Source organism: Dongia sp. P2_B8, from assembly GCF_056404715.1.
This window is the reverse complement of sequence record NZ_JBFUDM010000006.1, coordinates 304,563-325,782: the sequence shown is the minus strand read 5'-3', so window position 1 is coordinate 325,782 and position 21,220 is coordinate 304,563. Positions and strand designations below refer to the sequence as shown.

The 21,220-nt window shown below is 61.3% G+C and carries 24 protein-coding genes; 8 read left to right on the top strand and 16 right to left on the bottom strand.

From position 1 onward, the window contains the following. Nucleotides 1–51: 51 nt before the first annotated feature. Genes AC1DWZ_RS18305 through AC1DWZ_RS18295 form a run of 3 tightly spaced genes read right to left on the bottom strand, consistent with a single transcriptional unit; the run spans nucleotide 52 to nucleotide 2,788 of the window. Nucleotides 52–543: a PAS domain-containing protein gene (locus AC1DWZ_RS18305; protein WP_477170369.1), complete on the bottom strand. Its 492-nt coding sequence runs from the start codon at nucleotides 541–543 to the stop codon at nucleotides 52–54. Next, nucleotides 540–1,802: a hypothetical protein gene (locus tag AC1DWZ_RS18300; protein ID WP_477170368.1), complete on the bottom strand. Its 1,263-nt coding sequence runs from the start codon at nucleotides 1,800–1,802 to the stop codon at nucleotides 540–542. Before AC1DWZ_RS18300 ends, AC1DWZ_RS18305 begins: the two co-directional genes overlap by 4 nt. Nucleotides 1,803–1,843: 41 nt before the next feature. Beyond that, a complete protein-coding gene (locus tag AC1DWZ_RS18295; RefSeq protein ID WP_477170367.1) occupies nucleotides 1,844–2,788 on the bottom strand; it encodes a LysR substrate-binding domain-containing protein in 945 nt (314 codons plus the stop codon). Between the two features lie 97 nt (nucleotides 2,789–2,885). Here AC1DWZ_RS18295 and AC1DWZ_RS18290 point away from each other — a divergent pair, with 97 nt between their 5' ends. Then, nucleotides 2,886–3,794, top strand: coding sequence for a DMT family transporter (locus tag AC1DWZ_RS18290; protein WP_477170366.1), 909 nt, complete (start codon nucleotides 2,886–2,888; stop codon nucleotides 3,792–3,794). Here AC1DWZ_RS18290 and AC1DWZ_RS18285 read toward each other — a convergent pair. Then, nucleotides 3,781–4,743: a DnaJ C-terminal domain-containing protein gene (locus tag AC1DWZ_RS18285; protein ID WP_477170365.1), complete on the bottom strand. Its 963-nt coding sequence runs from the start codon at nucleotides 4,741–4,743 to the stop codon at nucleotides 3,781–3,783. The genes AC1DWZ_RS18290 and AC1DWZ_RS18285 overlap by 14 nt on opposite strands. Nucleotides 4,744–4,791: 48 nt before the next feature. After that, nucleotides 4,792–5,316 carry an RT0821/Lpp0805 family surface protein gene (locus AC1DWZ_RS18280; protein WP_477170364.1) on the bottom strand — a complete coding sequence of 175 codons (525 nt, stop codon included), beginning with the start codon at nucleotides 5,314–5,316 and terminating at the stop codon, nucleotides 4,792–4,794. Nucleotides 5,317–5,438: 122 nt separating this feature from the next. Here AC1DWZ_RS18280 and pdxH point away from each other — a divergent pair, with 122 nt between their 5' ends. The 4 genes from pdxH (at nucleotide 5,439) to AC1DWZ_RS18260 (ending at nucleotide 8,532) form a co-directional block, all read left to right on the top strand. Next, nucleotides 5,439–6,092: a pyridoxamine 5'-phosphate oxidase gene (gene pdxH, locus AC1DWZ_RS18275; RefSeq protein ID WP_477170363.1), complete on the top strand. Its 654-nt coding sequence runs from the start codon at nucleotides 5,439–5,441 to the stop codon at nucleotides 6,090–6,092. A 178-nt stretch (nucleotides 6,093–6,270) separates the two neighbouring features. Continuing rightward, complete coding sequence (locus AC1DWZ_RS18270; protein WP_477170362.1) at nucleotides 6,271–7,257, top strand: cation diffusion facilitator family transporter; 987 nt, start codon at nucleotides 6,271–6,273, stop codon at nucleotides 7,255–7,257. Between the two features lie 171 nt (nucleotides 7,258–7,428). Continuing rightward, complete coding sequence (locus tag AC1DWZ_RS18265; protein ID WP_477170361.1) at nucleotides 7,429–8,172, top strand: SDR family NAD(P)-dependent oxidoreductase; 744 nt, start codon at nucleotides 7,429–7,431, stop codon at nucleotides 8,170–8,172. 30 nt (nucleotides 8,173–8,202) lie between these two features. After that, nucleotides 8,203–8,532: a DHCW motif cupin fold protein gene (locus AC1DWZ_RS18260; RefSeq protein WP_477170360.1), complete on the top strand. Its 330-nt coding sequence runs from the start codon at nucleotides 8,203–8,205 to the stop codon at nucleotides 8,530–8,532. A gap of 114 nt (nucleotides 8,533–8,646) precedes the next feature. Here AC1DWZ_RS18260 and AC1DWZ_RS18255 read toward each other — a convergent pair whose 3' ends face one another. Genes AC1DWZ_RS18255 through AC1DWZ_RS18245 form a run of 3 tightly spaced genes read right to left on the bottom strand, consistent with a single transcriptional unit; the run spans nucleotide 8,647 to nucleotide 11,192 of the window. Then, nucleotides 8,647–9,228: a hypothetical protein gene (locus AC1DWZ_RS18255; RefSeq protein ID WP_477170359.1), complete on the bottom strand. Its 582-nt coding sequence runs from the start codon at nucleotides 9,226–9,228 to the stop codon at nucleotides 8,647–8,649. A gap of 45 nt (nucleotides 9,229–9,273) precedes the next feature. Beyond that, nucleotides 9,274–10,425 carry a three-Cys-motif partner protein TcmP gene (gene tcmP, locus AC1DWZ_RS18250; protein ID WP_477170358.1) on the bottom strand — a complete coding sequence of 384 codons (1,152 nt, stop codon included), beginning with the start codon at nucleotides 10,423–10,425 and terminating at the stop codon, nucleotides 9,274–9,276. Nucleotides 10,426–10,436: 11 nt separating this feature from the next. Next, the gene (locus AC1DWZ_RS18245) at nucleotides 10,437–11,192 is read right to left on the bottom strand and encodes a DUF5131 family protein (protein ID WP_477170357.1); all 756 of its coding nucleotides are present in this window, start codon (nucleotides 11,190–11,192) and stop codon (nucleotides 10,437–10,439) included. Between the two features lie 177 nt (nucleotides 11,193–11,369). On the opposite strand from AC1DWZ_RS18245, the gene AC1DWZ_RS18240 reads away from it, so the two are divergent. Then, nucleotides 11,370–12,005 (top strand): glutathione S-transferase family protein, encoded by a 636-nt coding sequence (locus AC1DWZ_RS18240; RefSeq protein ID WP_477170356.1) that lies wholly within the window; start codon nucleotides 11,370–11,372, stop codon nucleotides 12,003–12,005. Between the two features lie 22 nt (nucleotides 12,006–12,027). Here the strand turns inward: AC1DWZ_RS18240 and AC1DWZ_RS18235 are convergent, their stop codons facing one another. The 4 genes from AC1DWZ_RS18235 to AC1DWZ_RS18220 all read right to left on the bottom strand — a co-directional run bounded on the left by AC1DWZ_RS18235 (nucleotide 12,028) and on the right by AC1DWZ_RS18220 (nucleotide 15,341). After that, complete coding sequence (locus tag AC1DWZ_RS18235) at nucleotides 12,028–12,192, bottom strand: DUF3309 family protein (RefSeq protein ID WP_477170355.1); 165 nt, start codon at nucleotides 12,190–12,192, stop codon at nucleotides 12,028–12,030. A 100-nt stretch (nucleotides 12,193–12,292) separates the two neighbouring features. Continuing rightward, nucleotides 12,293–12,778: a DUF5329 family protein gene (locus AC1DWZ_RS18230; RefSeq protein ID WP_477170354.1), complete on the bottom strand. Its 486-nt coding sequence runs from the start codon at nucleotides 12,776–12,778 to the stop codon at nucleotides 12,293–12,295. After that, entirely contained in the window at nucleotides 12,775–14,313 is a 1,539-nt protein-coding gene (locus AC1DWZ_RS18225) for a phospholipase D-like domain-containing protein (protein WP_477170353.1), read from the bottom strand. The genes AC1DWZ_RS18230 and AC1DWZ_RS18225 overlap by 4 nt, the downstream gene beginning before the upstream one ends. 128 nt (nucleotides 14,314–14,441) lie before the next feature. After that, nucleotides 14,442–15,341 (bottom strand): DMT family transporter, encoded by a 900-nt coding sequence (locus tag AC1DWZ_RS18220; RefSeq protein WP_477170352.1) that lies wholly within the window; start codon nucleotides 15,339–15,341, stop codon nucleotides 14,442–14,444. Between the two features lie 116 nt (nucleotides 15,342–15,457). Here AC1DWZ_RS18220 and AC1DWZ_RS18215 point away from each other — a divergent pair, with 116 nt between their 5' ends. Then, nucleotides 15,458–15,892, top strand: coding sequence for an Lrp/AsnC family transcriptional regulator (locus AC1DWZ_RS18215; protein WP_477170351.1), 435 nt, complete (start codon nucleotides 15,458–15,460; stop codon nucleotides 15,890–15,892). Here the strand turns inward: AC1DWZ_RS18215 and AC1DWZ_RS18210 are convergent, their stop codons facing one another. Next, complete coding sequence (locus AC1DWZ_RS18210) at nucleotides 15,893–16,504, bottom strand: LysE family translocator (RefSeq protein WP_477170350.1); 612 nt, start codon at nucleotides 16,502–16,504, stop codon at nucleotides 15,893–15,895. A gap of 373 nt (nucleotides 16,505–16,877) precedes the next feature. On the opposite strand from AC1DWZ_RS18210, the gene AC1DWZ_RS18205 reads away from it, so the two are divergent. Then, a complete protein-coding gene (locus AC1DWZ_RS18205; protein WP_477170349.1) occupies nucleotides 16,878–18,368 on the top strand; it encodes a methyl-accepting chemotaxis protein in 1,491 nt (496 codons plus the stop codon). Here AC1DWZ_RS18205 and thrS read toward each other — a convergent pair. The 3 genes from thrS to AC1DWZ_RS18190 form a co-directional block, all read right to left on the bottom strand. Next, nucleotides 18,348–19,556: a threonine--tRNA ligase gene (gene thrS, locus AC1DWZ_RS18200; protein ID WP_477170348.1), complete on the bottom strand. Its 1,209-nt coding sequence runs from the start codon at nucleotides 19,554–19,556 to the stop codon at nucleotides 18,348–18,350. The two genes, AC1DWZ_RS18205 and thrS, sit on opposite strands and share 21 nt — an antisense overlap. A 231-nt stretch (nucleotides 19,557–19,787) precedes the next feature. Next, entirely contained in the window at nucleotides 19,788–20,477 is a 690-nt protein-coding gene (locus AC1DWZ_RS18195; protein ID WP_477170347.1) for a pirin family protein, read from the bottom strand. Further along, the gene (locus AC1DWZ_RS18190; RefSeq protein WP_477170346.1) at nucleotides 20,474–21,163 is read right to left on the bottom strand and encodes a YoaK family protein; all 690 of its coding nucleotides are present in this window, start codon (nucleotides 21,161–21,163) and stop codon (nucleotides 20,474–20,476) included. Before AC1DWZ_RS18190 ends, AC1DWZ_RS18195 begins: the two co-directional genes overlap by 4 nt. Nucleotides 21,164–21,220 lie beyond the last annotated feature (57 nt).

The following is a 21,220-nucleotide window of genomic DNA, read 5'->3' as shown; positions in this document are numbered from 1 at the left end:
AAACGAAACCCTCAGCGTCAGGCCGAAACCCCCGGCCCTAAGCCCGGATCCTTAGCGTTTCAGCAGCTGCACGCCGTCATAGCGATGCGGGATGGCGCTGTAATCCTCGATCGCCAGGCATTGCGCGACGGTGCCCTGGAGCAGCAGCGGAAACATGCCATAGCGCACTTTGAGGACGCCGCCATGACGGCCCGGCCAATCATAGTCATCGATCACGGGTGCCGCTCTTTCATAACATTGCAGGTAGCTTTCCTGCAATTTTGCGACGGCGCCGAAGCCGCCTTCATCGGCAAGGTCGTCGAGATAGCGGCCGGTGATGTTCATATTGTTCCACTGATCGACCGATGTTCCCGTCAGCCGGTAACGCACGCGGAAGGGCGCCGGCTCGAACTCGGCCAGCAACACCAAAGGCAATAAAGGCTTGATCGCCGCCGGGTCCAGCATGGCGCGTTCCGGCACGCGGCCCTCCGCAAGATGCGACCAATAGGCGGCAAGGGCTGCGATCGGGTCTTTGCTCGATATGGGCTCAGTGGCTGATCTCACGGCAATCCTGTAACACGCTTGCCGGTGAAGGGGTTCCATCCTGTGGCGGCAAGCGCTGCCCAGGCGGTGGCGCCCAGATGCGGCAGCCGGAAATAAAAGAAATCATCCGTCGTGCTGGTGGGCGATAGCGCAAACCCCGTCGTGATCTTTTTGGAATCCGTGGCCCAGATCATGCCGCCGGAGCTGAACTGCTGGTCCATCTCGGCGAGCAGCCGATCGGCATCCTGCGGACGTCCCAGGGCGCGATAGAGCAAGGCTGCCTGCGCTGTCCCTTCCCACCACACGCCATCGCGATCGTCATTGAAATCGAAGCCCCTGATATCGCCATTGTTGCTGCCCGTCTTCCGGACGCCATGCGCCTGTTCGGCATGCCGGATCGACGTCTGCCAGGCGGCCGGCGCACCTTCCAGCAACAGGGGCCATAGCTGCGCATCCAACCCGGCATTGCCGCGGTTGGGCGTGTGTCCATCGGGTGTGGTGCCGACCCAGAAATGGCTGCTCGGCCCATCCCACTGCGCGGCGACGAAGCCCCGCGCGATCTGCGCATTGGCCAACCATTTCTCGTCCGGCTGCAAGCGCTGCAGCCAGTCGAAGACTGCTGCCATATCGGTATTATGCTCGGTGGATTTCCAGGTCTGGGGCGCCGTCTCGCCGTCATAGCCATAGAGGCCGCCGGTAAATCCGGCCGGCAGTTGCGCATCGTAAGTTGCGGCAATGACCCAGTTGGCAAGCTTGGCAGCGCCGGCGAGATAGCCCAGGTCATGACGGTCCTCCCCGATCGTCAGCAAGGCGAGGGCCGCCCAGGCGACATTCCCCGTGGCGGTGCCGACCTGATAGGGATCTTCCTCCCAGCGTTTGTCGCGGTCGCTCCACCAGCCCATCGGCGGGACGGGTATCTCGGTTGAGGGTCCCGGCCGATAGGCATTGCGCAACCGGCCTCCCGATCTCACCGTCGGTCCCAGGCGATCGATTTCCGTGGCGGCAAGCAAGGCAGCGCCGATGCGCCGGGCGGCGGCATCCTCACCGCAGGCCTGCAGCGCGATGATGGCCAGGGCATTGTCATAGGTGAAGGCACCGCCCAGCACCGGCTCCGGGCCAGCGCCGGCGCCAGATGCATCGTCATAGCTGCGCAGAAAGACCGGGCCATTGCCGGGAAACGCGTTTACCCGCGCCAGCAGGGCCGTGCAGGCATGCAGCGCCACGTGGGCGGCCGGACTCTCTGCCGCCGTTGCGGTCGCAATCGTCGGTGCGGCGATCATGGCGAGGGTGCAGAAAGATATAAGTGTCCGTCCGATCGTGATCACCGTTCCGCCACCAGGAAAGCAGCGACGGAGTCGGCGCCGACACCGGCTTCCAGCGCGATGCGCCGAGCAAGGTTCGCACTCGCCTCGCGCACCGGACCCGGCGGCCGGTCGAGCCAATAGGCGACAGGATTGAGCACGGTCCTGGTATCGACCGCGGTGAGCTTCCCCTGCTTGATCAATGCTTCGGCAAGCGGTGGCCGCGCCAAGGCGACGCCGAGGCCGTTCATCGCCGCATCCAGCACCAGATTGTAATCCTCGAAGCGGCGGTCATGGGGGCGCGGGCGATAATCGAGATTCTGCGCGGTGAACCAGGCACGCCAGCCCGCGGCATCGGAATCATGGATGAGCGGTTGCTCAAGGAGGCGTGCCGGATCACCGCTGCCGGGGCCCCCTGGGCCGATCTCCTGCGCCAGTTTCGGCGAGGCGATCGGGAAGCAATGCTCCTCGAACAGCTGCAGCGAAATCCGGCCCGGCACGGCGCCGCGCCCGCAGCGAATGGCAAGGTCGATGCCTTCGTCGGCCAAATCGACATAGCGGTGATCGGCGGACAAGGTGATGCGCAAGGTGGGGCGCCCGCTCTCGAACTTCTTCAAGCGCGGCATCAGCCACAAGCCGCACACCGAGGGAATGGTGGAGAGGCGCACCACCGCCGAGCCACGCGATTCCGTCCAGCGGTCCGACGTATCCGCGATGAGCGCGAAGGCCTCGTTGGTGCGCAGATATAGCCGCTGCCCTTCCGGGGTGAGGGCCACACCGCGCGCCTGCCGTTCGAAGAGTTTGAGGCCCAGCCAATGTTCGAGCTTGGCGACCTGCCGGCTCACCGCCCCATGGGTCAGATTGAGGGTGCTGGCGGCTGCCGAAAAGCTGCCGCCGCGCGCCGCCGCCTCGAAGGCACGGAGCGTATCCAGGGGTGGCAATTGGCCGGCTGAGCTGTGATCCATGCTCACAGCTCAGCCTTGATTTGTTCGTTTGTCAAGGAGCTCAGCGCCTGGGAAAGTGCCACCAATGGCCCGCAACCTGTATAGACAAGCGGTTAACATGAGCAATGTCGCGATGACAAAACCCAATCTTTTCAAGGCCGACAATACGCTGAGCCGCGGCACCTTTGTCTTCGTGGGCGTGACCATCCTCGCCTGGGCCAGCGCCTTCCCGGCGATCCGCGCCGGCCTCCAGGGATTCGGCCCGGTCGAGCTGGGTGCCGTCCGCTTTGCCATCGCAGCCCTGCCGGCCGCCTTGTTCCTGCTCATCACAAAGCCAGCGTTTCCAAGGCTTTCCGAGCTCTGGCGGTTCGCTATCGGTGGCATCGTGCATGTGGCGCTCTACACGGTTTTGCTCAATCTCGGCGAGCGCACCGTGTCGGCGGGGCCGGCCAGTTTCATCATCAACGTCAACCCGATCATCACCGCCCTGCTGGCCATTGCAATCCTCCAGGAACGCTTCGGAAAATGGGCCTGGATCGGCACTTTCCTGTCATTTACCGGGATCGGATTGATCGCCCTTGGCGAGGGATCGGCGATGAAAATCGACCTGGGGGCGGTGCTGATTCTAGGTGCTGCGCTGTGCCAGTCGGTGACCGCGATCGCGCAGAAACCCTTATATGCCAAGCACAAACCGCTCACCGTCTCTGCCTGGAACATGATCATCGGGGCACTCATGCTGGCCCCCGCCTTGCCGTCGGCGATCGGGCAGGCTGCCACTTCCTCAACGGAATCGCTGGTTTCTGCGATCTATCTGGGGATAGTGCCCAGCCTCATCGCCTATGGCACCTGGTCGATCGTGCTCTCCCGCATGCCAGCGAGCCGCGCGTCCAACTTCATGTACTGCGTGCCACCGGTAGCGACGGCGCTGGGCTATGTATGGCTCAATGAAAGCCCGAGTTTACTGGGGATTCTGGGCGGTATCCTGGCGCTGGGCGGCGTTGTGATCGTCAATCTTAAGAGGGCTTGAGATCGAACTTGCCCCGCACGTCATAGGGATGCGCCTTCGCCCAGTCGCGCACCTTGGCTTCGAGATCGGCATCGATGTTGGCGGGCAGGGTCACCACGAAGCGCACATACTGATCGCCGCGCAGCTTGCTCTTCGGATTCAAGATACCCTTGCCCTTCAGGCGTAACTGCGTGCCGGAGTTGCTCCCCACCGGCACTTTCAAGGCGACGCGGCCATCGACGGTCGGCACCTCGACCGTGCCGCCCAGCACCGCTTCGGGCAAGGTGATCGGGCATTCGAGGAGGATGTCGAACCCCTCGCGCTCGAAATAGGGATGCGCTTTGACGCCGATTTCGACGAAGGCATCGCCATTGGGCGCACCGCCCTGGCCGGGCATGCCCTGGCCCTTCAGGCGCAGCTGGCTGCCATCCTCGGTGCCGGGCGGCAGGGTGACGTCGAGGGTCTTGCCATCGGCCAGCCCCAGGCGCTTCTTGCCGCCTAAGACCGCATCAAGGAACTCGACCTCGAGCCGGTAGGTGACATCGGCACCACGCATCTTGAGGCCGGTGCGACCGCGGCCGAAGCCGAAGAAATCCTTGAAGATCTCGTCGTTATCGCCCTCATCGATGCCGAAATCCTTGGCCGTGCGGGCGCGGCCTTGACCCGGACCGGCGCCTGGCCCCTGACCCGGGCCCGCACCAGATCTGGCACTGCCCCAGGGATTGCCGGCCTGGAAGCCGCCCCGGGGATTGCCATTGTCATCAAGCTCGCCGCGATCATATTTGCGCCGCTTCTCGACATCCGAGAGCATGTCGTAGGCAGCGCTGATCTCCTTGAACTGCCCCTCGATCTTCTTGTCGCCGGGATTGACGTCGGGGTGCAGCTTCTTCGCCAGCTTGCGATAAGCCTTCTTGATCTCATCCGCCGTGGCGAGGCGGCCGACACCGAGTGTCTTATAGGGATCGGGCATAAGTCTTTCCGCCACGCGAATTATTCATCATGACGGCAAAAATAGGGGCTAGTGGATGATTTTCCAAGTGCCATCGGGCTGGCGGCAGGCAGTCCCCGTGCCGGCTGTGGTCTGGCCCTGGGCGGTGACGCCGGTCTGGAACTCGCGGCAGGTCTGGCCGCTCGCGGTCTTCACGGTCTCGATGGGCTTGGTATAGCCGCTGGTCTGGTTCTGCGGATTGGTCCAGGTCGCCTTCTGCCCATCGGGCACCGTGTTCAACGCGCGGTTGGCGGTCTGGTAGGAGGTCTGCTGGTCCTGGCGGTCGAGATAGGCGCCGACCTGGTTGCCGACGACACCGCCGGCCAAGGCGCCAAGGCCCGCCGCCCACCACCAATTCTTCTTGCCGCCGATGGCAGCACCCGCGGCCGCACCACCCAAGGCGCCCACCACCGTGCCGGTATTCTGCTTGCCACCGCCATAGGAATTGGCGGAGCAGGCAGCGAGCGGCAGCACCAGGCCGGCCACCAGGGCACCCGCCATGAGTTTACGGCCCATCAATTTAAGGGCGGGGTGATTGGATCGATACATCGTCATCGGCTTTCCTGTGTCAAAACAGCGCGTGGGTGGCGCCGAAACCACAATGAAAATGGCGCCATCCGGTTCCAAATTCAATGCTATAGAAAGTGGTCAAAGGATTGTGATGGACCCTCATTATCATGACTGACTCTCTGCAGGGCCCTCGGGCCGAGACCGATCTTGCACCCACGGAACGCCACCCCTGGAGTGAGCCGTTCGCGAAATTCGCCGCCTGGCTGGCGGAGGCCGAGAAATCGGAACCCAACGATCCCAACGGCATGGCGCTGGCAACCGTGGGCCCGGACGGCATGCCGTCGGTGCGCATGGTGCTCTTGAAGGATTTCGACGAACGCGGTTTTGTTTTCTACACCAATTTCGAAAGCAAGAAGGGCACCCAGATCCTGGGGGCGATGAAAGCGGCCATCGTGCTGCATTGGAAGAGCTTGCGCCGCCAGATACGCGTCGAGGGTGAGGTCGAAGTGGTGACCGACCAAGAGGCCGATGATTATTATCACTCGCGCCCGCGCAGCAGCCAGCTTGGCGCCTGGGCATCGATCCAATCGCGGCCGATGGAGCACCGCTTCGATCTTGAAAAGCGTGTCGCCCTCTTCACCGCGAAACATCCCATCGGCACCATCCCGCGCCCACCGCATTGGTCGGGCTTCCGCATCAAGCCGCGCTACATCGAATTCTGGGAAGACCGCCCGTTCCGCCTCCATGACCGGCTGGTCTATACGCCGGCGCCGGGGGTGGCGGTGGGCGAGAGCTGGGTGACGGAGAAATTGTATCCGTGAGGATGCGCAGCCTCATTCACGCTCGGTGTAGTCCCTCTCCCTTCAGGGGGAGGCCCTGTTGGCGAACGCCAACATTCGTGGGCGGGGGTGGGCGCGCGGGTGATGATTCTGCAAGAACGAAACTGAACGCAGCCCCCACCCCGGCCCTCCCCCTGAAGGGAGAGGGAGAAGAGCGGGCATGACGATCATCGCCCCCACCACCACGCGCGCAGAAGCTGGGCGGCTTATGCGTCTTGCATCGAACGCGGCGGTGGCTGCGGCTGTTGTCATGATCGCGCTCAAATTCTATGCCTATCTTGCGACCGGGTCGGTGAGCCTGCTGTCGACCCTCTTTGACTCGGCGCTCGATATCGCGGCGTCGCTGGTCAATCTGCTCGCTGTCCGCCATGCGCTTATGCCGGCCGATGCCGAGCATCGTTTCGGACACGGCAAGGCGGAACCGCTGGCGGGGCTCGTCCAGGTGGCGTTCATCCTGGGCTCGTCGCTCCTTCTCCTCATGGAGGTCTATGATCATTTCATCCACCCGAAGCCGGTCGGCAGCCCCGAGATCGGCATCGGTGTCATGGTGCTCTCGATCCTCATCACCGGGGCCCTCATCCTGCTGCAGCGCCATGTGGTGAAGCGCACCGGATCGGTCGCGATCAGCGCCGATTCCGCCCATTACAGCAGCGACTTCCTGGTCAATTTCAGCGTCATCGCAGCCCTCATCATCTCCAGCCGCTTCGGCCTGTGGTGGACCGACCCGCTCTTTGGCCTGATGGTCGCGATCTACATCGCCTATACCGCGATCCGCATCGGGCGGCAGAGTTTCGACATGCTGATGGACCGCGAGATGGACGACGCGCAGCGCGCCCGCATCATCAAGATCGTGCAGCAGCATCCGCGCGCGGTGAACCTTCATGACCTGCGCACCCGTGCCGCGGGGCAGGACCGCTTCATCCAGTTCCACCTGGAACTCGCCGACGATATCTCCCTTATCGAGGCGCACCGCATTTCCGACGCGGTCGAAGCCGATCTCCTGGCAGCCTTTCCCGGCGCCGAGATCATCATCCACCAGGACCCGCATTCGGTGGTGGAACGCCGGCAGGATTTAGGCGTCAGGATGGACGAAGTTCGCCCCGGGCGCAGCGCGCTGCTGGCGGCGGATGAGGAGCGGGGTGGGTGAGGGGAGTGCTGAGTTTGGCAAAGTGCCCCTCACCCCGCCCCTCTCCCCGCAAGCGCGGGGCGAGGGAGTTTCGACCGAGCCTCATCCTTAAGCCCCTCGCCCCTCTGGGGAGAGGGGTTGGGGTGAGGGGGAGCGACTGATGAACGACATGAATTTGAGGACGACCACCGAATGACGAGCGAGACCAGAAAGACCGTGATCCTGACCGGGGCCAGCCGGGGGATCGGCCATGCGACGGTGCAGCGTTTCTCTGCGGAGAATTGGCGCATCATCACCTGCTCGCGGGAAGCGGTCCCGGAGGAGTGCAAGCGCGACCCCAACTGGACGCACCACATCACGGTCGATCTCGGCGAACCCGGCGATGCGCCGCGTTTTGTCGAACAGGCGCTGGCCGTCCTCGACGGCGCCCCGGTGCACGCCCTCGTCAACAACGCGGCCATTTCGCCTAAGACTTCGTTCAAGGAACGCCTCGGCACCTTGAACGGCGATGTCAGCGCCTGGCGCGAGGTCTATGAGCTCAATCTCTTTGCGCCTTTGCAATTGGCCAAGGGCTTCGCGACACCCTTGGCACGCGGCAAAGGTTCCATCGTCAACATCACCTCGATCGCCGGCCACGCCATCCACCCGTTTGCCGGTGCCGCCTATTCAACCTCGAAGGCAGCCTTGTCAGCACTCACCCGCGAGATGGCCGGCGAGTTCGCGCCGCTGGGTGTCCGCGTCAATGCCGTCGCACCCGGTGAGATCGAAACCGCGATGATCGGTCCGGAATATGAAGCGTTGATCCCACGCATCCCGATGGGCCGCATGGGGACACCGGCGGAAGTGGCGGGCGTGGTGTTCCAACTGTGCGGGCCGGACTTTGCCTATGTCACGGGGACGGAGATATTTCTGACGGGCGGGCAGCATTTGCTGTGACATCCGTTCGCCGCAGCCAGGGAGTTTGAGATGAAGATGAGTGCGATCCCGTTCGGGACGACGGATTGGTCGACCGTGGAGCCGACCGAGCATAAGGGGACAAGCGGCATCGCCCTCTGGCGCACCCGCAATTTCGGCGAGATGCGCGTGCGGCTGGTCGAATATTCGCCGGGCTACCTCGCCGATCATTGGTGCGTCAAAGGCCACATCCTCTTTTGCCTCGACGGCGAATTGCAGACCGAGCTGGAAGATGGCCGCGTCTTCACCCTGAAGTCCGGCATGAGCTATCAGGTCGCCGACAATGCCGAGCCACACCGGTCTTCGACCTCGACGGGTGCAAGGCTGTTCATCGTCGATTAGCGGCAGGGTGTGCGGGGGCTGGCTGCAGCACTGCGGGCGTGGATTTGCCTATGTCACGAGGACGGAGATATTTCTCACGGGCGAGCAGCATTTGTTGTGAGCGGCTCGCTCGCTCTAAGTCCTGTTGTGCTTTTCAATGCGCGCAACAGTAGATTTATCAGTCAGCGCACTATGAAGTGTTTCAATTAGTATTTCCCGAGAAGCCAATGCCTCTTCCGGTGCATTCGAGGTTGCAAAAAACCAAGTCCATAAAGATGGAATTAGTTCGTTACAGTGGTCGAGTTTAAGATCAACAAATGTAAGGACGAAACGGAGTGACCATTTGTAGTTACTAGCTCTGATTCTAGTAAATTTGGCAATCGCGCGAGCCAAGATCCTATAATCTTCTGGCTCTCTATCCATGTATGATGCACTTAGCAGTTGGAAATAACCGCCGGCAACAAAGCGCACATTTCTCTTCTTCTCTTCGTGAGTCCCAAGATCGCAGCCCAGAGTAAGAAGTGGCGAAGACGAGTGCGCGAGTTCAGTCAAGAGTCCTTTTAATGCGGTAGATTGCAGAGCTTCTGGAATTGCAGACGCCAAGTCAGGGTGACCGCGAAGATCAACAAATCCATGATTATTGCGAATATCATCAAATAGCGAGGGATAGGGTACCGTCATTCCCTCATCATCGATTTCAAACTCTACTGTCAACACGGTACGTCATCCCTAGGTGAAGAGCCCCGGCTATCTCTCGGTTTTTCATTCAGATTTTCGAAGTCTGATTAAACAATCTGCACTAGGTTTGCGATTACCTCCACCCCATGTATTTTCGATTTTCTTGATTTGGGCGAGGTTGACACAAATGTCTTTGATGTTGGTTTCGCGAAGCATGTGAGCTTGCAATAGGAGAATGACTGCGTCGGAAAAAAGCAAAGGCCCCTTGATCTCTAGGCTTTCCAACAGCACCGCTTGAGCATGTATTTTCTGCTCATCTACAATTTCATCAATTGTCGCCTCTTGGATGTGGCCTTGGTAGCCAGCGAACATATCTATGGTCTTAGTCTGTTTTTCCCTCATCTTTTCTTTCGCATCGGCACGGCTCTTCATATGTTCTCGAAGCGCCCCGTACTCAATCTCGCGAAACGTTATCAGGCCTTTTGGATTCTTTGTTCCGTAAATGATAAAGAAATGTGGGCGCTCAGTAGTCGCCTTATCAATTTTTGTCGAAATCACGAAGTCAAGATTCCCTGCGACCTTAAGATTCTCGCGAAATAGCTTCTCGACAGCAAGGCCACGGGGGAGGCTTGAGTCAAGGCGATCGCGCCAACCTCTGCCCCCCAAGATTGGATTCAATGAAGTGACGATATCCGTATCATCACTATGCGCGAAGCGATTGATGAATTCGTACATAAAATTAATGAGAACCTCGCACTTTGGGCGATCAAAGAGAGGCTTAATTTTATCCAGCGGATAGCCGCTCCATCCTGTCGGATCAATGAAAATCAGAGGAAATGAAGTATCAATAAATGCTTGGATCTCGCCAACTGCATCCTCAAACTTCCCGCAGTAGGCTTTAACCTCGAAGAGCTGTTCGGGTTTGTGAAATGGTTTGACCGCCGCCAGAAGTTGCGCAAATGCGTCGGGGCTGCTCTCTGAGAAAAAGCATCGAATTCGCCGCCTAGTTCCAGTGCGTTCAAGAATTTTCGCCTGCGCGTCTTGCAGCACCGATATTGCAATCATGAAGGACGAATCGCTGAAATTCTCAGTCTTCGTTTCCCAAGGTCCTGAGAAACCATCGACATAGGTGATATCCCAAGAGTTCAAAACCTTGAACGCAAGTGCTTGGAGATAACGTCGAAGGATAAAATGTTTTGCCTTGGTCTGCTCGCGACCAGTATATGGGTCGATCACATATCTTCCTTCTACTCTGCGGCTACTCCCAATCGATTGCCCTTCGCTACATTAGGATATTGGTTCCATTCTCGTCCTCGAAGGAGACGTCCACCGGACTTGGGGCGGAACCCACCCCACTGTTTAAAGAAGAAAGCCACTTTGGCAGATTTGCACTGATCTCTGAGATCAACTGCCCATTCCTCTGCCATTGGCCGTGCTTGCGGGCCACTTTCGCCCCCCACAATCGCCCAATCGATATCTGTAAGGTCAATCTTGCCGATTGGCCCAAGTAAAGGTTCGAACGACACAAACTTGGTGGATGCACGAGCTACACGGAGATGCTTCAATCGGATCGCATTCTTTGCGTCTTCAATTGATACTCCGAGCCAGATATGCGCGGGAGCGAGACCGCTTCCATATCGATCCTTAAGATATCGCGTCATTAGCGAACTGCGCTTGGTTAGCACCTGGAATGTGTGCCAGTTGGCTGCCTCCATAGTTTCAAAAACAGAATCTATGAAGGACTTTGGTACTTCCTTATGAAACAAGTCGCTCATTGAGTTGACGAAGACCCGCTTTGGCTGACGCCAACTCAGCGGCTGATTCAGACGACCAGGCTTAAGCGTAAGATCAAAGCCATTTTCGAACGGATGGCCAGGGACGCCGCGAAACCTTTCCGCGAAACGCTCCGCATAGCAGAAGTCGCAGCCACGGGTGACCTTCGAGCAACCCGTTACTGGGTTCCAGGTCACGTCGGTCCATTCGATTTGAGTCGTTGTCGACATGACATCATCCTAGAACATAAATGGAACAATAACAAGTGTTCGCTGCATTTATCGCAGATCTACTACTTTAGTGCGATAGTTGCTGATTGCAGTTGGCAACTGTATCCAAGGTGTAGCAGCAACCGTAAGCAGTTTCCTGAAAGCATGCCGCCAAGATACGGAAGGCTATTACTCCCCATGATCCTCGTCGGCCAATACGATTCCCCCTATGTCCGCCGTGTCGGTGTTTCGTTGCGGGTGCTGGGCTTCGACTACACCCATGATACGCGCTCGGTGTTTGGGGATTTTGATGATATGCGCAGGACCAATCCGGTGGGGCGGATTCCGTCGCTCATTCTGGATGATGGCGAGACGCTGATCGATTCAGGGGCGATCCTGGATTATCTGGATGAATTGGTGGGTCCGGCGCGGGCGTTGGTGCCGGCGGCGGGAACAGCGCGGCGGCGGTGTTTGCAGTTGGTGGCGCTGGCGACGGGGGCGATCGACAAGGCGGGGGCCAGCGGCTATGAGCGGCTCATCCGGCCCGCGGCCTATCGCTGGCCGGAATGGACCCAGCGCTGCCGCACGCAGGTGGCGGGGGCTCTGGCGGCGTTGGCGGCGGTGGACTGGCCCGACGGTTCAACAACCGCCGGAGTGCTGCCCATCGATCAGGCTGAGATCACCACCGTCTGCATGCTGCGTTATGTCGAGATGACGGACCCGGAGCTGCTGCGCCCGCATCCGACACTCAAGGCCCTCTCCGCAAGGCTTGAGGCGCTGCCGGCTTTCGCCGCCACCTATCCGCCGGATATCGCCTATCCCGCCAGCGATTAGGCCTGGGCAACTAGACCGAACGTCAGTGCACGCCGAGCGCGCCGGCAAGCCACAGGACCAGCAGAACGACCAGGATGAGGCCGAGCACGCCGCCGAGGCCCCGGCCGCCATAGGTGCGGTGCGCGTAATAGCCGCCACCGCCGCCGAAAACCAGAATCAATAGAATGATGATGAGAATGAGGCTCATGGTTCCCCCTCGCGTTTATTGTCGGCCGCGTGCGCAATGCCGCGATCCTCATCACATCAAGTAAAAAAGCGGAGATTGGTTCCGGCGGCTCCGTCGTTTTTCAGCGTTGCTGCGGGGCTTGCGGGCCAGGTGAGGGCGTGTGCGCGCGGTAGCTTGCCAATTCGCGGCTGAGCCAGTCGCGGGCGGGCAGGAGGGCAGCACCCGGGCAGCTCACCTGATAGGCGCGGCCGGAGAGCTGGCTGCGGCTGGCGGCACGGTCGATGAACGCATCGGCGCTGTCGATCTGGTCGCGATAGTAATCGTATTTGTCCTGCACATGTTCGGCTGCGGCCGGCCCGTCATAGGGATCGCCGTTGCGGATGAAGAGGCAGGCAGAGCTGCGGATGAAGCCGAGGAGATGGGCGATCTCCTGTTCCACCTTCTTGCCCACGACGCCCTTCCCGGAACTTTGCGCGGTGGCGGGGCCTGTCGCCAGCAGCAGCATGAGCCCGAGCGTCAACCCGAGCATGCGCACGAGATGGCCGAAGATGCGCCGGCTGTAGACGTGGCGTGGGCCGGATAAGAGATGAGAGCCGGGCGATATCACAGCAGGTTCTCGATGATGCGCGAGATGGTGCCCTTCACCCGGTCGGGGAGGGTGCGCTCCGCCTCCCAGGCCGCGGGGTCGATGCGGTCGGCGATTGCCATGCCGTCCTCGAATACGCGCTCCAATTCCTGTGCTGTCTCGGCGCCGAGCACGATCGCCTCGACCTCGTCATTGTAGAGCACGCTGCGGTGATCGAAATTCGAGGAGCCGATGGCCGACCAGACGCCGTCGATCACCACGGACTTCGCGTGCAGCACGACACCCTGGGTCTCATAGATCTTGACGCCGGCCTGGAGGAGGTCGCTGTAATGCGAGCGGGCGGCGCCGATGGCCGGTGGTGAATCGCTGTTGTCGGCCAGCAGCAGGCGCACATCGACACCGCGCCCGGCGGCTTCCATCAGCGTCTCCTTCTGCTCCGGCGTGGGGACGAAATAGGCGGCACTGACCCAGGCGCGAACCTCGGCATTGCGGAGTGCGGAGATGAGCGTCACGTAATAGCGCGGGATCTCGTCATCGGGTGAGCTGCCGATGATGCGTGCCACCTGATTGCCCTCGGCATGGAGGTCGGGGAAGAGGCCGGCCTCGGCAAGCGGCGTCTCATGTTCGGCATTCCACTGGTCGCGGAACAGGGCCTGGAGTTCCGCCACGGCCGGCCCCTTGATGCGCATCGCGGTGTCGCGCCATTCGCTGGGCAGCGGATTGGTGAGGCCGATGGCGTCGCCCAAGGTGGCTGGATCGCCGGCAGGATCGGTGGAGGGTTGCGGTGTCTTCTCCTGCGGTCTTGCCTGCTCCTTGTCGCTGCCGGGGGATTTGCTCTGATAGTTCTTGGCCAGGTTGACGCCGCCCACCACGCCGATGCTGCCATCGGCCACCAGGATCTTGCGGTGATCGCGGTCGTTGAGGGTGAGGGCATTGGCCGGGTTGGTGGGTGCGATCGGGTGATAGGCGAGAAGCTCTACGCCCGCCTCCGCGAGCTTCTCAAAGAACGCGGCCGGCGTGTCGCTGGAGCCGTAGCTGTCATAGATGATGTTGACGGCAACGCCCGCACGGCGCCGCTCGAGCAAGAGGTCGGAGAGCGTTGCCGAGCCGCCGTCGAAGGTCACATCCTCGATCGTGTAATATTCGAGATTGAGATTGTGCCGCGCACCGCGGATGGCATCGGCGATCGCCTTGAAGGTCTCCGGCCCGTCGCGCAGGATGGCGATGTCATTGTCGGCGGTGAGTGGACTGCCGGCCACCGCCTGCTCGATCGCCAGATGCCGCTGCAGGATATCGCTGCCGCCGGTACCGCTGCTGCCGGTACCGCCGATGGCCGTGCGGATGCTGGCGAGGAGAGCGTGGCTCTCGGATTGGGTGAGCGGGCCGGTGGCGCCCTCGATCGGCGCCTTGGCGGAGGTGGTGACATTCCCGGTAGCATTCTGGCTGGCAGCGTCGGCGATGCTTTGATCCGCATCCGGGACGATGCAGGCGGCAAGCAGGCAGGCGATCACGCCCAGCAACATCGCCGGGCGATGTCGTGACTTTAACCATGTCATGTGCAGCAGGCTCATGGATCCGGGGAAAATGCCGCGCGGATCGGCGCCAGAAAAATGTCTCACCAGATAGAACGCGCAGAAGGCGCGATTATTCCTCCGACAATTACGCCCGGCCCAATTGTTCCGCGCTAGCCTTTCGCTGGACTGACCGCGGGCTTTCGCCACAAGGACCAGCCTAGCGTCATGCCGGCGGCGGCGATGAGGATGGCGGCGGCGCCCGCCACCTGCAGCAGCGTGAGGCGATGGCCGAAGGCCAGCATGTCGACGAGGATCGCCACCAGCGGATAGGTGAAGGAAAGTGCGCCGGTCAATTGGGTGGTGAGGCGCTGGATGGCGCTGTAGAGGAGGATGAAGACAATGCCGGTATGAACGGCGCCCAGGATGGCAAAGGCGATCCAGGCCTGCGGCTGTGCCGGCGGGTGCGCAAGATCGGCCAAGGGCGCCAGCATGACGAGCCCGACCAATACCTGGATGAGCACGATGGGATAGGGCGAGACGCCTTTGAGCTTCTTGGTAATGAAGGCTGCGACCGCGTAAAAGAAGGCAGCCGCCAGCGACAGCAGAATGCCGCTCGCATAATCGGTGCCGGCAAGCCCGAGATCTGGACCGGCCTCGACCAGCACCAGGACGCCGAGGAAGGCAAGGCCGAGCCAGGTCAGCGCATCGCGCGTCAGCTTTTCGCCGAGGAACAGGGCGCCGAGGCCCACCAGCATGAAAGGCTGCGTGTTGTAGACGGCGGTCGCGATCGAGATCGAGGCGCGCGGGTAGGCTGCAAAGAGCAGCAGCCAGTTGAGCACGATGGCGGCACCGCCGAGCGCCGCCAGCAGCGCCTGGCGGCCGGTCATGACATCGCGGCGCAGCAGCCCCCGGGCGGCGCAGATGATGAGCAGAGTCGCAGCACCGAAGACGCAGCGCCAGAAGACGACGTCGATCACCGGCGCCTCGGCCAACAGCACGAACCAGCCGATGGTGCCGGAAATGGTCATGGCAGCCACCATCTCAAGGGTGCCGCGGGTTCGCTCGGTCATGCTTTACCTCCTGATCGAGCTGGCATTTTAGGAGGCGGCTTGCGCAGGTGATATGGTTTTGGCAAGGTATCTGCGAAAAATGGCCTCATAATCTGAGGCAAAAATGGGAGATTGCCATGCTGGATGAACTTGACCGGCAGATCGTCGAGATCCTGGCGGTGGAGGCGCGGATCTCGCTCAAAGATCTCGGTGAACGCGTGAAGCTCTCATCCCCCAGCATCGCCGAGCGGATGCGGCGGCTGGAGGAGCGCGGCGTCATCCGCGCCTTCACCGTCGATATCGACCCCAAGGCGCTGGGCTATGCCCTGCAGGCGATCGTGCGCATCAAGCCGCTGCCGGGGAAGCTGCATATCGTCCGCAAGCTCATCGAGGAGATCCAGCAATTCGTCGAATGCGACAAGGTGACGGGGGACGATTGTTTTGTCGGGCGCCTCCATCTCCGCTCGATTGAGGAACTGGACGGGATCCTCGACCGCATCGCCGACAAGGCGGAGACCAGCACGGCGATCGTGAAAGCACAGCCGATCCGGCGTCGCCTGCCGCCGCTCTGATCAGCGCTCGGCGAAGGCGAGCTTGGCGCCCAGCGCCACGAAGGCCGCGGCAAAGGAGCGGCGCAGCCAATCCAGCACACGGGGGCGCGCGATGACATGATCGCGCATCGCGGCGGCACAGATGCCGTAGAGCGCGAACACGCCAAAGGTCATCGCCATGAAGATGCCGGACAGTTCCAGCATGGTTGCCAGCGGATGCGCCTCGTCGGTGTCCACGAATTGCGGCAGGAAGGCGAAGAAGAAGATCGAGAGTTTCGGGTTGAGGAGGTTGATGAGGATGGCGCGCAGCGTCACCTGCAGCGCCGAGCGGAGCCCCTGTTCCGTTTGCACGGTGAGGGCACCGCGTTCCCGCCAGGTCATCCAGGCCATGTAGAGAAGATAGGCGACGCCGAGATATTTGAAGGTCTCGAAGGCAAGGGCGCTGGTGTGGAGAAGGGCGGCAAGGCCCAGGATCGCTGCCAGGAGATGCGGCACGATGCCCAGCGTGCAGCCGAACGCCGCCACCACGCTGGCGCGGCGGCCATGGGCCAGGCCCGCCGCCAGCGTGTAGAGGACACCGGTACCGGGCGACGCCACGATGATGAGCGAGGTGATCAGGAATTCGACGGTCATGGCGCGGAATCCTATCGGCTGAATTTAATCTTGAAGCCAGCATGCCCCGCGCCACGCCGCAGGGCAATATGCCTATCTCAGGTAGCCATACCTCAAATTCACTAGGCGTCGATAATAATCGTATAAGTCGTTCCATCACGCAGCGCATGGCGAGTGTAATTAGTCAGACAATATTATTAATAAATGGAGATCTTCGGCGGAGCTCACCGCATTATCCGACATTGGTGGCGTCTTTGATGTTTATGCACAAAGCTCTTAAAAAGAGTGGCCGGGGATGCCGAAAATTAATTGAATGGTAACCGATAAAGTGCAGAACGGGTTCACGACACGGGCGGCAATCACAGCCGGTAATCACGGGCAGTGGAGGGCGACAATGTTCGACAGCATCCTGAGTGCACGACATGAGATGAAAGCCAAGCTGATGGCGCTCGACGCGTCGCAGGCGATCATCGAATTCAACATGGACGGGACCATCATCACGGCCAACGACCAGTTCCTCCAAGCCATGGGCTACAAGCTTGCCGAGGTGCAGGGCAAGCATCACAGCATGTTCGTCGACGAGGATTTCAAGAAGAGCACGGAATACAGGGAGTTCTGGGCCGCGCTCAACCGCGGCCAGTTCCAGGCCGCTGAGTATCTGCGCCTTGGCAAGGACGGCAAGCGGATCTGGATCCAGGCCTCCTACAACCCGATCCTGGGAGCCACCGGCAAACCCTACAAGGTCGTCAAGTTCGCCACCGACATCACCGCCACCAAGGCCCTGACCGCCGATTACGAAGGCCAGATCCAGGCCATCAGCAAGTCGCAGGCGGTGATCCAGTTCAACCTGGACGGAACCATCATCACCGCCAACGAGAATTTTCTCCATGCCGTCGGCTATACGCTGGCTGAGATCCAAGGCCAGCATCACAGCATGTTCGTCGATCCCACGGAGCGGAACGGCAATGTCTACAAGGTCTTCTGGCAGAAGCTCAATCGGGGCGAATTCCAGGCCGGCGAGTTCAAGCGCGTCGGCAAGGGCGGCCAGACGGTCTGGCTGCAGGCGACCTATAACCCGATCCTGGACTTTGCCGGCAATCCATTCAAGGTGGTGAAATACGCCGCCGACATCACCGCCCAGGTGAATGAGCGGCAGCGCCGGGCCGATATCGGCGTGCATCTGGAAAAGGATCTCGGCATCGTGGGCGATGCCATGTCGACCGTGACCGAGCAAGCGACGAATGCCGCCAATGCCTCCATCGAGGCCAATGAAAAGGTGCAGGCCGTCGCGGCCGGCGCCGAGGAACTGGCCGCATCGATCAGCGAGATCGGCCGCCAGACCAACAATGCCTCGACCGTCTCGGCGGAGGCTGTGGCGCAGGCGCGGCATACCAGCGACATCATGGCCAGCCTGGTCAGTGCGGCTGAGCGCATCGGCACGGTGGTGAAGATGATCAACGACATCGCCAGCCAGACCAATCTGCTGGCGCTCAACGCCACCATCGAGGCCGCACGCGCCGGCGAGGCCGGCAAAGGCTTTTCCGTGGTCGCCAACGAGGTGAAGAATCTGGCGACGCAGACCGCGCGGGCGACGGATGAGATTTCCGGCCAGATCACCGAGGTGCAGAGCGCGACCAAGGAGGCGGTTTCGGCCATTTCGTCGATCTCGACCATCATCGCGCGCATGAACGACATCTCGGAGGCGATTGCCGCGGCATCGGAAGAGCAGAACGCGGTCAGCCGCGACATTGCCTCCAATCTCAATACGGCGGCGAGCGGCGTCGACAGCATCAGCCACAGCATTGGCGCCATCGCCGACGCGACCAAGGAGGCCGATGCCTCTGTGCACAAGGTCAAGGAAGCATCACGCCAACTGACCGCCTGATCGCGTTGATCGCGCCACCTCGGCCACGAAGTCGGCGAGCGGGATCGCGGCTCCTTTGCCCTTGTCGCCCAAGGCGCGGACATGAATCCGGCCCGCCACCATCTCGGCATCGCCAATGACGGCAAGATAGGGGATCTTGAGATCGCGCCAGCGCAGTGCCTTGCGCGCCATCGTGTCATGGGCGTCGTCGAGCAGCACCCGCAGGCCGTGACGTTCCAATTGTGCCGCGATATCGGCGGCATGTGCGTGATGCCGATCTGAAATACCGGCCACCATCACCTGCTCGGGCGCCAGCCAGACGGGGAGGCGCCCTTCATTGTCCTCAAGCAGCATGCCGATGAAACGTTCCAGGCTGCCCAGCACGGCGTGATGAATCATCACCGGCTCTTGGCGATTGTTGTCCGCATCGATATAGACCGCGTCCAACCGGCCCGGCAGCACGAAATCGAGCTGGATCGTGCCGCATTGCCACTGCCGGCCGCGCTTATCCACCAGGATGAATTCGAGTTTCGGTCCATAGAAGGCGCCCTCGCCGGGTTGCAAATCATAGTCGAGGCCGGCGGCCTTGGCGGCGTTTTCCAGCATGGCTTCGGCACGGTCCCAGAGGGCATCGTCCCCGGCCCTAACCACAGGCCGTGTCGAGAAGCCGACGGTGAAATCGGCAAAGCCGAAATCGGCATAGATCCGGCGCAGGAGTTCTGCAAAGCGCAGCACCTCGGCTTCGACCTGGTCAAGGCGGCACAGCACATGGGCGTCGTCCTGGACGAAGGACCTGGCCCGCATCAACCCCTGCAGCGCCCCCGAGGGCTCATTGCGGTGGCAGGCGCCGAATTCGGCATAGCGCAGCGGCAGGTCGCGATAGGAGCGCAGGCGGCTGTTGAACACCTGGATATGGCCGGGACAGCTCATCGGTTTTACCGCATGTTCGCGCTCGCCATCGGCCACCACGAACATATGCTCGCCGAACTTTTCCCAGTGCCCACTGCGCTCCCACAGGGATTTCGCCAGAATCTGCGGTGTGCGGATCTCGCGGAAGCCACATTCCTTCATGCGGGCGCGCATGTAATCTTCAATGAGGCGATAGAGCACCCAACCTTTGGGATGCCAGAAAACCATGCCCGGCCCTTCTTCCTGGAAATGAAACAGGTCGAGCCTGGGGCCGAGAATGCGATGGTCGAAGGGTTCCATGATCGTCTCCATTGATTCGAGAAAAAGCTCGAACGGAGACATGAAAAAGGCCCCGTCCGAAACCGGCGGGGCCTGGGGGATGCGGCGCTATCTCAATCGATCAACGCAAAAAACCACCCGTCGCCCGCGGTGAAGCGGTCGTGGTGGTCGTCGTCAAACGATGGGCGCGCATCTGGCTCATGAGTTCAGAGATAGGAGCAGCGCGATTTTTTGTCAAGGCGGGCGCAGACATCAGGCAAGGTCGATCAACAGGAACTCGGTGTCGACGCGGGCCTCGATGGCGACCATAGGCGTCTGTTCGACGGCCAAGCCATCACCTGCCTGAAGCCGGATGCCATTCACCCGGAGATGGCCGGCCACGATCTGGATCCAGGCACCGCGGCCGGCACCGAGCCGATGCTGCAACCTGGCGCCGGTGGCAAGGTGGCTGGCAAAGATCTGCGCATCCTGCCGGATCGGCAGCGCCCCCGGGCCGGCGAGGAGCGCCAGGCGATTGTGTTTCTCAGTCTCGGCTACATGCAGGCACTGGCAATGCCGCGCTGCGTCGGATGCCATGGGGAGAAACCACATCTGCAACAGCCGCAAAGGCGCTGCCACCTGCGCATTGAATTGCCGTTCGCGAAGACCGGCACCGGCCGACAGCAGGCGGACGTCACCGCGCTTGAGCGTGCCGGCGATACAGCTCTCATCGCCATAGGCAAGCGTGCCAGCAACGACATAGGTGACGATTTCCATGTCGCGATGGCCCTGGGGCGGGAAGCTTGCCCCAGGAGCAAGTGTCTCGTCATTGAGGACGCGCAGGGACCGGAAGTTCATATGCGCGGCGTCGAGATAATGCGCGTAGGAGAAGGAATGATAGCTGTCGAGCCAGTCGAGGCGGCGATGGCCGCGGGCATCTGCCGGGCGATGCATGATGGTCATTTGCCGCCCCGCTGCAGGGCGACGAGGCCGATGGCGACTGCCGTGATGGGGACAAGGAGACACCAGAAGCCGATCTGCAGATAGGTCAGAGCGCCTGCGAGAGCACCCAGCGCAAAAGTGATGACCGGCGGAATCATTTTCTTGAGGCGTGCTGCCGCTTCCGGGACCTTTCCCGGCGACAAAGAGAGATCAACCAGATCGATGACGATCTGCGTCACATTGCCGGTCATGACGGTGGTCGGCGACAGAGAGGCAAAGACCGTGCGCGCGCCGGCATTCTGGATTGCCATGGCGGTGACGCCCAGCATGCCGGTTGCGATCGTTACCGGCGCATCGGCATCGAGGAAGGGTGATGCCGCAATGCCGGCCGCCATGAAAGCCGCCAGAAACAGCATCTCGGCCAGCATCAGGATGGGCGCCGCGTCCTTTTGGCGCCGCTGCTGGCGGATCACAAAGAGATGCGCCAGTGCCACCGCTGCGATGAAGACCGGCAAGGCGAGGAGCTTTGCAACGATGCCGTCATGAAATTCGGCAATCGATGCACCGATCAGCACGAAGTTGCCGGTGACATGGGCGGTGAACAGGCCGAAGAGGGCGATGAAGCCCGTCGTGTCGACGAAGCCCGCAGTGAAGGCACGCAAAGGGGCGATGGCGGCGGCGCGTGGTGGGGCGGGGTGTGGGGGCATAGGCCAAGACCTTTCACTTTCCATGCGACGTGATTTTCTTTCTCGTCATCCCCGGGC

What these genes read in the sequence shown, in the direction of transcription:
- AC1DWZ_RS18300 (WP_477170368.1), bottom strand. Translation starts at nt 1,802, where the DNA reads ATGATCGCCGCACCGACGATTGCGACCGCAACGGCGGCAGAGAGTCCG.
- AC1DWZ_RS18295 (WP_477170367.1), bottom strand. Translation starts at nt 2,788, where the DNA reads ATGGATCACAGCTCAGCCGGCCAATTGCCACCCCTGGATACGCTCCGT.
- AC1DWZ_RS18290 (WP_477170366.1), top strand. Translation starts at nt 2,886, where the DNA reads ATGAGCAATGTCGCGATGACAAAACCCAATCTTTTCAAGGCCGACAAT.
- AC1DWZ_RS18285 (WP_477170365.1), bottom strand. Translation starts at nt 4,743, where the DNA reads ATGCCCGATCCCTATAAGACACTCGGTGTCGGCCGCCTCGCCACGGCG.
- AC1DWZ_RS18280 (WP_477170364.1), bottom strand. Translation starts at nt 5,316, where the DNA reads ATGACGATGTATCGATCCAATCACCCCGCCCTTAAATTGATGGGCCGT.
- pdxH (WP_477170363.1), top strand. Translation starts at nt 5,439, where the DNA reads ATGACTGACTCTCTGCAGGGCCCTCGGGCCGAGACCGATCTTGCACCC.
- AC1DWZ_RS18270 (WP_477170362.1), top strand. Translation starts at nt 6,271, where the DNA reads ATGACGATCATCGCCCCCACCACCACGCGCGCAGAAGCTGGGCGGCTT.
- AC1DWZ_RS18265 (WP_477170361.1), top strand. Translation starts at nt 7,429, where the DNA reads ATGACGAGCGAGACCAGAAAGACCGTGATCCTGACCGGGGCCAGCCGG.
- AC1DWZ_RS18260 (WP_477170360.1), top strand. Translation starts at nt 8,203, where the DNA reads ATGAAGATGAGTGCGATCCCGTTCGGGACGACGGATTGGTCGACCGTG.
- AC1DWZ_RS18245 (WP_477170357.1), bottom strand. Translation starts at nt 11,192, where the DNA reads ATGTCGACAACGACTCAAATCGAATGGACCGACGTGACCTGGAACCCA.
- AC1DWZ_RS18240 (WP_477170356.1), top strand. Translation starts at nt 11,370, where the DNA reads ATGATCCTCGTCGGCCAATACGATTCCCCCTATGTCCGCCGTGTCGGT.
- AC1DWZ_RS18235 (WP_477170355.1), bottom strand. Translation starts at nt 12,192, where the DNA reads ATGAGCCTCATTCTCATCATCATTCTATTGATTCTGGTTTTCGGCGGC.
- AC1DWZ_RS18225 (WP_477170353.1), bottom strand. Translation starts at nt 14,313, where the DNA reads ATGACATGGTTAAAGTCACGACATCGCCCGGCGATGTTGCTGGGCGTG.
- AC1DWZ_RS18220 (WP_477170352.1), bottom strand. Translation starts at nt 15,341, where the DNA reads ATGACCGAGCGAACCCGCGGCACCCTTGAGATGGTGGCTGCCATGACC.
- AC1DWZ_RS18215 (WP_477170351.1), top strand. Translation starts at nt 15,458, where the DNA reads ATGCTGGATGAACTTGACCGGCAGATCGTCGAGATCCTGGCGGTGGAG.
- AC1DWZ_RS18210 (WP_477170350.1), bottom strand. Translation starts at nt 16,504, where the DNA reads ATGACCGTCGAATTCCTGATCACCTCGCTCATCATCGTGGCGTCGCCC.
- AC1DWZ_RS18205 (WP_477170349.1), top strand. Translation starts at nt 16,878, where the DNA reads ATGTTCGACAGCATCCTGAGTGCACGACATGAGATGAAAGCCAAGCTG.
- thrS (WP_477170348.1), bottom strand. Translation starts at nt 19,556, where the DNA reads ATGGAACCCTTCGACCATCGCATTCTCGGCCCCAGGCTCGACCTGTTT.
- AC1DWZ_RS18195 (WP_477170347.1), bottom strand. Translation starts at nt 20,477, where the DNA reads ATGACCATCATGCATCGCCCGGCAGATGCCCGCGGCCATCGCCGCCTC.
- AC1DWZ_RS18190 (WP_477170346.1), bottom strand. Translation starts at nt 21,163, where the DNA reads ATGCCCCCACACCCCGCCCCACCACGCGCCGCCGCCATCGCCCCTTTG.